The sequence below is a fragment of the Clostridium sp. CAG:43 genome, from assembly GCF_000434655.1.
In the GTDB taxonomy this organism is placed as follows: Bacteria; Bacillota; Clostridia; order Lachnospirales; family Lachnospiraceae; genus Otoolea; species Otoolea fessa.
Window position 1 is genome coordinate 18,041 of sequence record NZ_FR895104.1, and the last position, 12,565, is coordinate 30,605.

8 protein-coding genes are annotated in these 12,565 nt (G+C 49.7%); 1 reads left to right on the top strand and 7 read right to left on the bottom strand.

The features are described from left to right. Positions 1-288: 288 nt before the first annotated feature. The 3 genes from QVO97_RS09675 to ileS are packed head-to-tail and all read right to left on the bottom strand — an operon-like array spanning position 289 to position 6,487. The gene (locus QVO97_RS09675; protein ID WP_022360128.1) at positions 289-756 is read right to left on the bottom strand and encodes a hypothetical protein; all 468 of its coding nucleotides are present in this window, start codon (positions 754-756) and stop codon (positions 289-291) included. Between the two features lie 27 nt (positions 757-783). Continuing rightward, positions 784-3,252, bottom strand: coding sequence for a glycogen/starch/alpha-glucan phosphorylase (locus QVO97_RS09680; RefSeq protein WP_022360129.1), 2,469 nt, complete (start codon positions 3,250-3,252; stop codon positions 784-786). A 46-nt stretch (positions 3,253-3,298) separates the two neighbouring features. Further along, positions 3,299-6,487, bottom strand: coding sequence for an isoleucine--tRNA ligase (gene ileS / locus QVO97_RS09685; RefSeq protein WP_022360130.1), 3,189 nt, complete (start codon positions 6,485-6,487; stop codon positions 3,299-3,301). Between the two features lie 610 nt (positions 6,488-7,097). Here ileS and QVO97_RS09690 point away from each other — a divergent pair. Beyond that, positions 7,098-8,561, top strand: a complete 1,464-nt coding sequence (locus QVO97_RS09690; protein ID WP_022360131.1) for a nicotinate phosphoribosyltransferase — start codon at positions 7,098-7,100, stop codon at positions 8,559-8,561. Positions 8,562-8,825: 264 nt separating this feature from the next. Here the strand turns inward: QVO97_RS09690 and QVO97_RS09695 are convergent, their stop codons facing one another. From QVO97_RS09695 to QVO97_RS09710, 4 genes are all read right to left on the bottom strand, one after another. After that, positions 8,826-9,554 carry a YebC/PmpR family DNA-binding transcriptional regulator gene (locus tag QVO97_RS09695; protein WP_022360132.1) on the bottom strand — a complete coding sequence of 243 codons (729 nt, stop codon included), beginning with the start codon at positions 9,552-9,554 and terminating at the stop codon, positions 8,826-8,828. Positions 9,555-9,697: 143 nt separating this feature from the next. Further along, positions 9,698-10,045, bottom strand: coding sequence for a type II toxin-antitoxin system PemK/MazF family toxin (locus QVO97_RS09700; protein ID WP_022360133.1), 348 nt, complete (start codon positions 10,043-10,045; stop codon positions 9,698-9,700). Between the two features lie 215 nt (positions 10,046-10,260). Next, on the bottom strand, positions 10,261-11,466 hold the full coding sequence (gene alr, locus QVO97_RS09705; protein WP_022360134.1) for an alanine racemase: 1,206 nt from the start codon (positions 11,464-11,466) through the stop codon (positions 10,261-10,263). A 22-nt stretch (positions 11,467-11,488) separates the two neighbouring features. Then, positions 11,489-12,565 (bottom strand): NAD(P)H-hydrate dehydratase (locus tag QVO97_RS09710; protein WP_288189563.1); only part of this gene is annotated, 1,077 nt, incomplete at its 5' end.

The following is a 12,565-nucleotide window of genomic DNA, read 5'->3' on the forward strand; positions in this document are numbered from 1 at the left end:
GGCAGTTCTCTTCTTCATTTCGGTTCTCCTGTTTTGACTGTTCCAGTACGGTTTCACACATTTTCTGTTTTGCCATACCAGTAAACTTATGGTTTCAATGCCTTACAAACCTGCTTCTTTTCTCTGCCTTCCTTATCTTATGACAGGCACTCAAAAAATATCACAAGTCTACGCTCCGGCTTCTCCTCCGCCGCCCTTTGCAGTCTCTTCCAGTTTCCCCTCTATCATTCTTTTACTCCCCCAGCGTCACACCATCCAGCAGCCAGCGGAACCATCCCTTTTTCTTCATCACCACAGTTCCATGAAAGTCCATCGTCTTCTCCGGTGCCAGCACCTCATCGCCTTTTCCAGGCAGAAACGCACCGAAACCGTGTAGTCATACGTCCGCGCCTTCTTCTCCCGCCCCGTCTCGCTCAGCTGGCAGTTCGTCACATACACGCGTTCCACCGGTGCGGAAAACTGCGATAATAAAAGGACATACGGAAGCCCCGTCTGCTCCAGCGCCTCGCATCCAGCCTCGGTTGCCGTCTTTCCATACTCTTTCGCATAGATCGCCGTCAGACCGTCCTGATACACCTCATCCAGATCAAACGCCCGGTTCGCCGTATAAAGCGAATAGATTTCCTTTTTCGCCTGCTGATAGGCGCTGTTTTTATAAGAAGCAAACAAAAACAGCGAAATGATAAAAAAGAGGGAAGCACCCACAAGAGGAACCGAAAATCCTTGTGTCCCCGGTCTTTTTCTGTATCCTCTCATAGTGTGTCCTCCCTCTTTTTACTCCTTTTACAGTGCCTTTACATCATCATCGTCCACATGGATCTTCTCCAGATGCCAGATGTCGCGCACATACTCCTCGATGGTACGATCAGAGGAGAATTTACCAGCGCTTGCTGTGTTGAGCATGGCTGCTCTCGCCCACCAGTTCTCGTCACGGTAAGCTGCCTCGACGCGTTTCTGTGCTTCCGCATAGGAACGGAAATCTTTCAGGATGAAGTAGGTATCTGCCTTGGCACTGTTCTTTGTATTTAACAGAGAATTGTAAATATCGCGGAACAGCTCCGGATCCTGCGGTGAATAGTAGCCGTTGATGAGCTGCATCAGCACGCGGCGGATATCCTGGTCGGTGTTAAAGATCTCCTCCGGGTTGTAACCGCCGTTGTTCTCATAATTGATAACCTCGTCAGCGCTCAGACCGAAGATAAATGCGTTCTCCTTGCCTACCTCCTCGACGATCTCCACGTTCGCACCATCCATCGTGCCCAGCGTCAGCGCACCGTTCAGCATGAACTTCATGTTGCCGGTACCGGACGCCTCCTTGCTGGCGGTGGAAATCTGCTCGCTGACATCCGCTGCCGCAAAAATCAGTTCTGCGTTGGAAACGCGGTAATCTTCGATAAACACAACTTTCAGCTTACCATTGATGGATTTATCATTGTTGATAACATCTGCTACGGAGTTAATCAGTTTGATCGTCTTCTTGGCAATCTGGTAACCTGCCGCTGCTTTCGCACCAAAGATAAAGGTTCTCGGAACCATATCCATGTTTGGATTGTCTTTGAGCTGGTTATACAGGTACATTACATGAAGAATATTTAAAAGCTGTCTCTTGTACTCATGGAGACGTTTTACCTGTACATCGAAAATGGAACGCGGATCAACGTCGATTCCGTTGTGTTCCTTGATGTATTTTGCCAGGCGCAGTTTATTCTGGTACTTGATGTTCATAAATTCCTGCTGGAATTTCGGATCATCGACGTATACTTTTAATTTTGCCAGGTGCGGAAGATCGGTAATCCACTCGTCGCCAATCTGCTCCGTGATCCAGTCTGCCAGAAGCGGGTTGCCATGCAGCAGGAAACGACGCTGGGTGATACCGTTTGTCTTATTGTTAAATTTCTCCGGCATCATCTCGTAGAAATCTTTCAGCTCCTGATTTTTCAGAATCTCGGTGTGAAGTTTTGCCACACCGTTGACGGAATATCCGGCTACGATCGCCAGATGTGCCATCTTGACCTGACCGTCAAAGATGATCGCCATCTTTTTAACTTTCTCATAGTTATTCGGGTACTTATTCTGTACCTCGATCAGAAAACGGCGGTTGATCTCTTCCACAATCTGGTATACACGCGGAAGCAGGCGGGAGAACAGCTCGATCGGCCATTTTTCCAGTGCCTCTGCCATGATAGTGTGGTTGGTGTATGCACAACATTTTGTTGTGATACCCCACGCCTCATCCCAGTTTAAGCCTTCCTGATCCAGGAGCAGGCGCATCAGCTCAGCAACTGCCACGGTCGGATGCGTATCGTTCATCTGGAATACGATCTTCTCCGGCAGTTTGTGAATATCATCGTTTGTCTCTTTGAATTTCTTCAGAGCAACCTGTAAGCTGGCAGAAATGAAGAAATACTGCTGTTTAAGACGCAGCTCTTTACCCGCATAGTGGTTGTCGTTCGGATAAAGGACCTCAACCAGGTTCTTCGCCAGATTCTCCTGCTCGACCGCCTTCTGGTAATCACCCTTGTCAAATGCAGAAAGGCTGAACGTGTCGATCGGCTGTGCATCCCAGATACGCAGGGTGTTGACTACGTTATTGCCGTAGCCGACAATCGGCATATCATACGGAACTGCCAGAACAGACTGATAACCTTCCTGTACAAAATGGTTGCGCTCACCGTCCCACTCGGTCTTGACATAACCGCCAAATTTAACCTCGGTCGCATACTCCGGGCGGCGAAGCTCGAACGGATAACCGTTTTTCAGCCACTCATCCGGCACCTCCACCTGATAGCCGTCTTTAATTTTCTGCTTGAACATACCGTAATGGTAACGGATGCCGCAGCCGTAAGCCGGATAACCAAGAGTTGCCAGGGAATCCAGAAAACATGCTGCCAGACGCCCCAGACCGCCGTTTCCAAGTGCCGGATCCGGCTCCTGATCCTCAATCGCATTGAGGTCAAAACCAAGCTCTTCCAGTGCTTCCTTCACTGCTTTTTTCGCACCCAGGTTGATGATATTGTTACCAAGCGCACGTCCCATCAGAAACTCCATAGAAAGGTAATATACCTTCTTTGCGCCTGTCTCGTCAAACTGCTTCTGAGTTGCAATCCAGTCGTCGATAATCACATCCTTGATCGCATAGGACACAGCCTGGAATATCTGCTGCGGTGTCGCCTCGTCGATCGTTCTGCGGTACTGGTTCTTTACATTTTCGATAATACTCTTTTTAAACTCTTCTTTGCTGATCTCGCGCATCCTGTCCTCCTAATATTCGTAGTATCACGGTTTCCCGCCAGGCACATCAGTCAGTCGTTTTCTCAACACCAAACATACCTTTTTCGCCATTGATATCCCACTCTTTTGTGTATCCGCCCATGGTGCCAATCAGGATATTATCAGCCAGAACCTCTTTCTTGATTTCCTCTGTATGGTTCTTTAAAATTTCTGCAAGTTTATCATTTCCGTCCTGGAAGACGTTGATATGGTTCATTACCTCAAAACCGGCTTCCTTACGCATCGTCTGAATCTTACTGATGATCTCGCGGACAAAGCCCTCTTCAATGAGTTCCGGTGTCAGATTGGTGTCCAGAACAACGGTAACGAAATTGTCACCCTCAGATACAAAGCCCGGTACCTGTGCCATGTCAATCAGAAGATCTTCTTTTGCCAGCTCTACCTTTGTACCGTCCTGCGTCTCAAAGCTTAAAAGGTCGGTTTCATTTAAGGTATCCATCGCCTGATTTCCGTCCAGACCTGCAAGAATCTCTTTGATCTCGTTTACATACTTGCCATACTTGCGTCCAACAGTACGAAGCTGCGGCTTGAAGCTGTAGGAGGTAAATGCGCGGACATCATCCGTGAACTCTACCTTCTTCACATTCAGCTCATCCTGGATGATTTCCTGATAGAACTCCGGCAGAGCGGTCTCTGCCTTCACGAACATACGTCCGATCGGCTGACGGTTCTTGATGTTAGCAGTATTTCTTGCTGCACGACCCAGAACAACAACCTTCAGGACTTCTTCCATCTTCGCTTCCAGATCCTTGTCGATGTGCGCCTCATTTGCAACCGGGAAGTCGCACAGATGGATGCTCTCCGGTGCCTCTTTATCCAGACTGCGAACCAGATTCTGGTAAATGTCTTCGGTCATGAACGGAATCATCGGAGCCGCTACCTTCGCTACGGTTACCAGTGCGGTGTAGAGTGTCATGTACGCATTGATCTTATCCTGTTCCATTCCTTTTGCCCAGAAACGCTCACGGCTTCTTCTGACATACCAGTTACTCATATCATCGACGAAATCCTGGAGCGCTCTTGCAGCCTCCGGAATGCGGTAGTTGCCCAGATCGTCGTCCACCTCTTTGATGAGGCTGTTTAACTTAGACAGCAGCCATTTGTCCATAACCGGAAGTTTATCGTATTCCAGCGTATATTTGGTTGCGTCAAAATTATCAATATTCGCATAGAGTACAAAGAATGCATAGGTATTCCAGAGAGTACCCATGAAACGTCTCTGTCCCTCGATAACGGCTTTTCCGTGGAAACGGTTCGGCAGCCACGGTGCACTGTTAATGTAGAAATACCAGCGGATCGCGTCAGCGCCGTAAGTCTGCAGTGCATCGAACGGGTCAACCGCGTTGCCCTTGGACTTACTCATCTTCTGTCCGTTCTCATCCTGGACATGCCCCAGAACGATAACATTCTTGTACGGCGCCTTGTTAAAGATCAGGGTCGAGATAGCTAACAGGGAGTAGAACCATCCACGCGTCTGATCAACCGCCTCGGAGATGAAATCTGCCGGGAACTGCTGCTCAAACAGTTCTTTATTTTCAAATGGATAATGATGCTGTGCAAATGGCATGGAACCGGAATCAAACCAGCAGTCGATAACCTCCGGTACACGGTGCATCTGTTTGCCGCACTTCGGGCAGGTGATCGTCACATCATCGATGAATGGGCGGTGAAGCTCAACCTCTCCATTTGCCTCCTGATCCATCTCTTTTGCATATTTTTTCACAACGTCCGTGTAGTTCGGGCTCATAGATTTTAATTCTGCCTGGCTTCCGATCGCGTGCTGGCAGCCGCACTCGCACTCCCAGATATTTAATGGAGTACCCCAGTAACGGTTACGGCTCACGCCCCAGTCCTGGACATTCTCCAGCCAGTCGCCGAAACGCCCTTTACCGATGCTCTCCGGAATCCAGTTGATCGTGTTGTTGTTGCGGATCAGGTCATCCTTGACTGCGGTCATCTTGATGAACCAGGATTCACGTGCATAGTAGATAAGTGGTGTATCGCAGCGCCAGCAGTGCGGGTAGCTATGCTCAAATACCGGTGCAGAGAACAGAAGTCCGCTTTCTCTTAATGCTTTCAGAACCTCCGGATCGGCTTTCTTGCAGAACATACCAGCCCACGGAGTCTCCTTCGTCATCTCGCCCTTGCCGTCTACCAACTGTACGAACGGAAGGTCATATTTTCTGCCGACCTTGGAGTCATCCTCACCAAATGCCGGCGCGATGTGTACGACACCGGTACCATCGGTCAGTGTTACATAATTATCGCAGACAATGTAGAATGCTTTCTTATGCTGTTTTTCACAGGTTGCTACGGCATAGTCAAATAATGGCTCATACTCTTTATATTCCAGATCTTTTCCGACAAAGGTTTCCAGGACATCGTAAGTGCCCTCGCCCAGAACGGTATCACACAGCGCCTGCGCCATATAATAAACCGTGCCATCCTCTTTCATTTTTACCTTTACATATGTCTCGTCCGGATTTACACAGAGCGCCACGTTGGACGGAAGTGTCCACGGGGTGGTCGTCCATGCAAGAATGTATGCATCTTCGCCCTTTACCGGGAATTTAGCAATCGCAGAACGCTCTTTGACGTCCTTATATCCCTGTGCCACCTCATGGCTGGACAGCGGGGTGCCGCAGCGCGGGCAGTACGGTACAATCTTGAAGCCCTTATAAAGAAGTCCCTTGTTCCAGATTTCTTTTAATGCCCACCACTCAGACTCAATGAAGCTGTTGTGGTAGGTAACATACGGATGCTCCATGTCTGCCCAGAAACCAACGGTGTTGGAGAATTTTTCCCACATTCCTTTGTATTTCCAGACACTCTCTTTACAGTGCTCGATGAACGGCTCCAGACCATACTGCTCAATCTGCTCCTTGCCGTCCAGTCCCAGCATCTTCTCTACTTCCAGCTCAACCGGAAGACCGTGAGTATCCCATCCAGCCTTTCTCGGAACCATGTAGCCCTTCATCGCGCGGTATCTCGGAATCATATCCTTGATAACACGGGTCAGCACGTGTCCGATGTGCGGCTTGCCGTTTGCGGTAGGCGGTCCGTCATAGAATGTATAGGTCGGTCCCTGCTTACGGCTGTCGATACTCTTCTTAAAAATCTGCTCATCTTCCCAGAACTTCTCAATGTTCTTTTCACGTTCCACGAAATTCATGTTTGCCGGAACTTTGTTGTACATGATAAATTCCTCCTAAAAATATGAAATAAAGTTTTTATTTCATAGAATGTCTTTTTCTATGAAATAAAAATGGACCCATCCTGTAACAGGACAAGGGCCCACTTGCTTTTAACCACCTATTACTGCATACCTTTATATGCGCTCCCTATAACGGAGGAAACCGTCGGTACTTACTGAATTTTCCTTCCGGGCGCTGTCAGAAACGGCGCTCAGACTTCCAAAAATGGTTCAGCCCGAAGCTCCGGAGTGATCTTCGCATCCGCCTTACTCACAGCAGGCTCTCACCGTCCCTGCCTCGCTCCCGCTTTCCGTGCGGCGCTACTGTCTCCATCATTGCTTTTCCTATCATAATTAGTAATCAAATCACTAACATGGACATTGTATCTTTTTTCCAGATGGTTGTCAAGGAATGTTTCGGATATGATTCACATGTTATAAAATTATCATTATTTTGCCATTCCCCTGATTTTATGGTATAGTATATAAAATATGTCTGTCTTTACTTTAAAAAACAGACACAGACATTCATTGCAAATATAAACAATGAAGTATACTATATATAAAAAGAAGGACGTGCCCGCAGCCGTCTTTCGCAACAAAGGAGAATATTATGGAGCCAAGAAACCTTACCCTATTGACCGACCTGTATGAACTGACGATGATGCAGGGCTATTTCCGGGAGAAAGATGCCAACGAAACCGTCATTTTTGATGCGTTCTACCGCACAAACCCGGATGGAAATGCGTTTTCCATCTGCGCCGGCTTAGAGCAGGTCATTGACTATGTGAAAAATCTTCACTTCGATGATGCCGACATCGAATACTTACGCGGACTCGGCATTTTTGATGAAGATTTCCTCGAATATCTTCACAATTTCAAATTTTCGGGTAACATCTACGCAATCCCGGAAGGCACTGTTGTCTTCCCGCGTGAGCCCCTCGTCAAGGTCATCGCGCCGATCATGGAAGCACAGCTGGTTGAGACTGCCATCTTAAATATCATCAACCACCAGAGCCTGATCGCGACCAAAACCTCCCGTATCGTCTTCGCCGCACGCGGGGACGGAATCATGGAGTTTGGGCTTCGCCGCGCGCAGGGTGCTGACGCCGGTACCTATGGCGCCCGCGCTGCCATGATCGCCGGCTGTATCGGCACTTCCAATGTACTGGCCGGAAAACTATTTGACGTTCCGGTCAAGGGAACCCACGCACACAGCTGGATCATGAGTTTCCCGGATGAGCTGACTGCGTTCCGCGCTTATGCAAAGCTCTATCCGAGTGCCTGCATCCTGTTAGCCGATACCTATGATACCCTGGGTTCCGGTGTTCCGAACGCGATCCGCGTCTTCCAGGAGATGCGCGACGCCGGTATCCCGCTGACTTTCTACGGCATCCGCCTCGACAGCGGCGACCTTGCATATATTTCCAAGAAAGCCCGCAAGATGCTGGATGACGCCGGATTCCCGGATGCAGTCATCTCCGCCTCCAACGATCTGGATGAATACCTGATCGACAGCCTGAAGATTCAGGGCGCTGCCATCACGTCCTGGGGTGTCGGCACAAACCTCATTACCTCCAAGGACTGCCCTTCCTTCGGCGGCGTTTATAAGCTGGCTGCCATCATGGACCGTCACACAGGCAAATTTATCCCGAAGATCAAGCTTTCGGAAAATACAGAAAAGGTTACCAATCCGGGCAACAAGACCATCCAGCGAATCTATGACAAAGAGACTGGCAAGATTATCGCAGATCTGATCTGTCTCGTGGATGAAGAGTTCGATGAGAAGAATTCCCTTCTGCTCTTCGATCCGATCGAGACATGGAAAAAGACACACCTCGCGCCGGGCACCTACACCATGCGCGAACTTCTCGTTCCAATCTTCAAAAACGGCGAATGCGTTTACGAGTCTCCAAAGGTTATGGACATCCGCGAATACTGCAAGAAAGAACAGGAGACGCTGTGGGATGAGTCCCGCCGTCTGGTAAACCCGCATGAGATTCATGTGGATCTCTCCAACGAGCTGTGGCATATGAAGGCACAGCTGTTAGACAGCTATCATTATACAAGCAACTAGTAGATAAAATACGAGTAAATACCATGTTCAGGCAAGTTTATTGCTGCCGGACATGGTATTTTTTTCTTTAACGCTTCCATAAAATTTGCAAAATAAAAACGAATGTGTCTCCAAGGAAATTCCTATTACACAAAAACTGCCGCCAAATACATCCGGCTGCCAGCCCTATTCTTTGAAAAGTCCAGCCCGCCATTGTATTCCAGCGACAGTTTTTATATGAATCGTATCTTTATTTTTTTAAATCTATATCAAATATGATATCAATTACTCATCCCAGTTATGGTAAGTAGCCTGTACGTCATCATCCTCATCCAGAAGATCCAGGATTCTCTGCATCTTTTTGATGGATTCCTCATCGGTAAGTTCTACCCAGTTCTGCGGAATCATGGTAACATCTGCTTCCATCATCGGAACGCCAGCCTTCTCCAGCGCCTCGCGGACTGCAGAGAAATCTTCCGGTGCGGTGATCACTTCGTAGCTGTCCTCCTCCTCGGAGAAATCCTCAGCTCCTGCATCCAGTGCAAGCATCATCAGCTCATCTGGATCCATCTCGCACTCTTCTTTGTCGATGATGATCTGACCTTTTTTATCAAACATGAAGGACACGCTGCCCGGAGTACCTACGTTTCCGCCGCCCTTGGTAAATGCGCTGCGGACATTCGCTGCGGTACGGTTCTTGTTGTCGGTCAGGGTATCTACGATGATAGCGACGCCATTCGGACCATATCCCTCATATGTAAGATTCTCGTAATTGACAGAGTTTGCATCTCCGGCTGCTTTCTTGATACCACGATCGATGGTATCGTTCGGCATATTGTTCGCTTTTGCTTTTGCAATCACATCACGCAGACGGCTGTTGTTTGCCGGATCCGAACCACCTTCCTTAACAGCTACGGCAATCTCACGACCGATAACGGTAAAGATTTTTCCCTTTGCTGCGTCGTTTCTCTCTTTTTTGTGCTTAATATTGGCGAACTTTGAATGTCCTGACATAAAATAACACTCCTCTTTCTATCTTCTTTGTTGTATCTTTTCGCTCATCAGCTTTTATATCACGCCGATTTCGGCACTAAAAAGCTGCATCTTAACTATTTTAACACCATTCTGTATGCTTGACAAGGGGTTCGCGGCTGATTTTATGTATCCAGTTCCAGACTGACCTTCAGCGCACGGTCCACCTCCTGTAAAAGCGCCCCGTCGATATGACAGATTTTCTCTTTCAGCCGCTGCTTATCGATCGTGCGGAGTTGTTCCAGTAAAATGACCGAATCCCTCACCATCGCACAGCGGCGCGTGTTTAATTCCACATGCGTCGGCAGCTTGGCTTTGTTCATCTTTGATGTGATCGCCGCGCAGATCACGGTCGGGCTGTGCTTGTTGCCGATATCATTCTGGATGACCAGCACCGGGCGGACGCCGCCCTGCTCTGAGCCGATGACCGGTCTTAAATCTGCGTAATAAATATCTCCTCGTCTGATAACCACTCGATTCACACTCCGTCCAAACTATTTTAAGATATAAATAACTGCTTTGTACTTTCACAGCTCCACAGTCCGTTTATACCGTTAGTATGGACAGATTTACACCGCCTATACGCGGGTCGTCCCATAAATGCATCCGGCAGTCCAGGTTCCCGGCTTTGCCGAAACTATCTACTTTATCTTATGAATCCTTTTTCTAAATGGTTCAAACACCGGCTTTACTCCATAAAATCCTCATACCGATCATCATTATAATCCTTTTTCCCGACGATCTTTCCACCTCTCACGTACACGCGCGGCACACGTTTTCCAAGCACGCATGGGATCTCATAGTGGAAACCGCCACTCCATTCCGCCAGCTCTTCCATCGTGATCTCGTCGTCCCCGTCGCGTCCGACCAGCGTTACCCGCGTGTCCTCAGCAGCCTCCGGGATATCGGTCACATCGATCATGCACTGATCCATGCAGACGCGTCCCAGAATCGGTGCGCGGTGTCCATGAATCAAGACATAACCCTTTCCAGAGAGATTTCTCGGATAGCCATCGCCGTATCCGGCGCCAATCGTCGCGATCCGCATCGGACGGTCCGTCACAAAGGTTCCGCCGTAGCTGATCGGCGTGCCCGGCTCCACTTCCTTAACATAGGTAATAAAGCTGCGGATCTCCATCGCCGGGTAAATCTTCATGTTCCGCTCTACCTCATCCGACGGATACAGACCGTATACCGTGATACCGGCTCTCGCCGCATCCAGTCCCATCCGCGGCAGTTCCATGATCGCCGCGCTGTTCGCACAGTGGCACATCGGAATATGAACGCCTGCAGCTTCCAGACCTTCATGGAATTTCTGGTACCGATCATACTGTAAATGGGTAAATGCCTTATCCGCCTCGTCAGCACGCGCAAAATGTGTAAACATTCCCTCGATCTCAATGCCCGGAAGCTTTGCAATCCGCTCTATCCCTTTCAGGCTATTTTCATCCGGGTGAAATCCGATTCGTCCCATGCCGGTATCGAGCGCAATATGCATTTTCGCCGTCTTTCCCATCGAAACCGCAAGTTTTGAGAGTAGCTCTGCCTTGTCTTCCTCAAAGATCGCTGGACGGATATCGCCCTCAATCAATTCCGCAAAATGGCGTGGGTGCGTGCTGCCAAGCACCAGAATCGGTTTGTCAATGCCGTGGCGGCGCAGGTTCTGTCCTTCCTCCAAGGTTGCCACCGCATAGCCCCAGACAAACGGCGCGATCGTCTTCGCCACCGGGACAGCCCCGTGACCGTAACCATCCGTCTTAACCACGCCGATCATCTTCGTTTTTGCCGGAAGATTTTCGCGCATCGCCTCCATATTTTTCACAATCGCATCCAGGTCAATCCGCGCATAAATCCGGGTATATGGTTCTTCTGCCATTGTATATGCTTTTTCCATCTTTTTGTCTTCCTTTTTATTTTCAATCTATCTTTTCAAGCAGACAGTCCGCGATATCTCTTGCCAGCACGGAATGCTCTCCCTTTTTACAGGCAGCTGCCGCCCCAGCTCTTCCGTGCAGGAACACGCCGAGCGCCGCCGCCTCATCCTCTGAAAATCCCAGCGCCAGAAGCCCGGCAATCACACCGGTCAGCACATCGCCGGAACCACCCTTTGCCATCGCGGCGCAGCCGCTGTCGCCGATATACACATTGCCATCGCGCCCCGCCGTCACCGTCACGGCATCCTTGAGCACGCAGGTCACGCCTTTTTCTTCGCCATACCGCACCGCTGACTCGACCAGATCCCGTTTCAGATCCTCAATCGAGCGTCCCGTCAGACGCGCCATCTCTCCCAGATGCGGAGTAACGATCACATTTTCCGTAAAATACCCGGACAAATGCGGATGCTGTGCGACAGCATTTAATCCATCCGCATCCACAATGATCGGCACATAGGCGGAAAGCAGCACGTTCTGCACCAGACTTGCGACATGGGCTTCCTTTCCCAGTCCCGGTCCCAGCACGATCGCGCTCGCCCAGCCGCACTCCTGTTCCACCAGGCTCTTAAAACCTGCCGGATCCGTCTGTGCCTGTTCCGGATCATACGGCGTCAGGATCGCCTCCGGAAGGAGATTTTGCAGAATCGGCACATTTGCCCGGACGGTCAGGATCTTCACAAGTCCTGCGCCCATCCGGTACGCAGCCAGGGCGCTCAAATACGCTGCGCCGCACATCCCCTCCGAACCGGCTGCGATCAGGATTTTTCCATACGTTCCCTTGTTGGCGTCTGCCCGCCGTTTCGGGATCTGGCTCCGATCCTCCGGATCATAGGCAAAATAGGTATGCCCTTCATATTTTGTATACGCCGGAAACCCGATGTCGGCAATCACAATCTCGCCGCACAGCTTCCGTCCCGGATAGAACACCATTCCCAGCTTCTCATAGCCGAAAGTAACGGTCAGATCCGCCTCAGCTGCCTCGCCAAGCGCCGCCCCCGTCTCTGAGCTGACGCCGGACGGAATATCAACCGCAACTACCGCCTTTGGCTCCTGCTCCCG

Bases quoted from the DNA above. Each gene is read 5' to 3' on its own strand.
- QVO97_RS09675 (WP_022360128.1), bottom strand. From the start codon at position 756: ATGAGAGGATACAGAAAAAGACCGGGGACACAAGGATTTTCGGTTCCT.
- QVO97_RS09680 (WP_022360129.1), bottom strand. From the start codon at position 3,252: ATGCGCGAGATCAGCAAAGAAGAGTTTAAAAAGAGTATTATCGAAAAT.
- ileS (WP_022360130.1), bottom strand. From the start codon at position 6,487: ATGTACAACAAAGTTCCGGCAAACATGAATTTCGTGGAACGTGAAAAG.
- QVO97_RS09690 (WP_022360131.1), top strand. From the start codon at position 7,098: ATGGAGCCAAGAAACCTTACCCTATTGACCGACCTGTATGAACTGACG.
- QVO97_RS09695 (WP_022360132.1), bottom strand. From the start codon at position 9,554: ATGTCAGGACATTCAAAGTTCGCCAATATTAAGCACAAAAAAGAGAGA.
- alr (WP_022360134.1), bottom strand. From the start codon at position 11,466: ATGGAAAAAGCATATACAATGGCAGAAGAACCATATACCCGGATTTAT.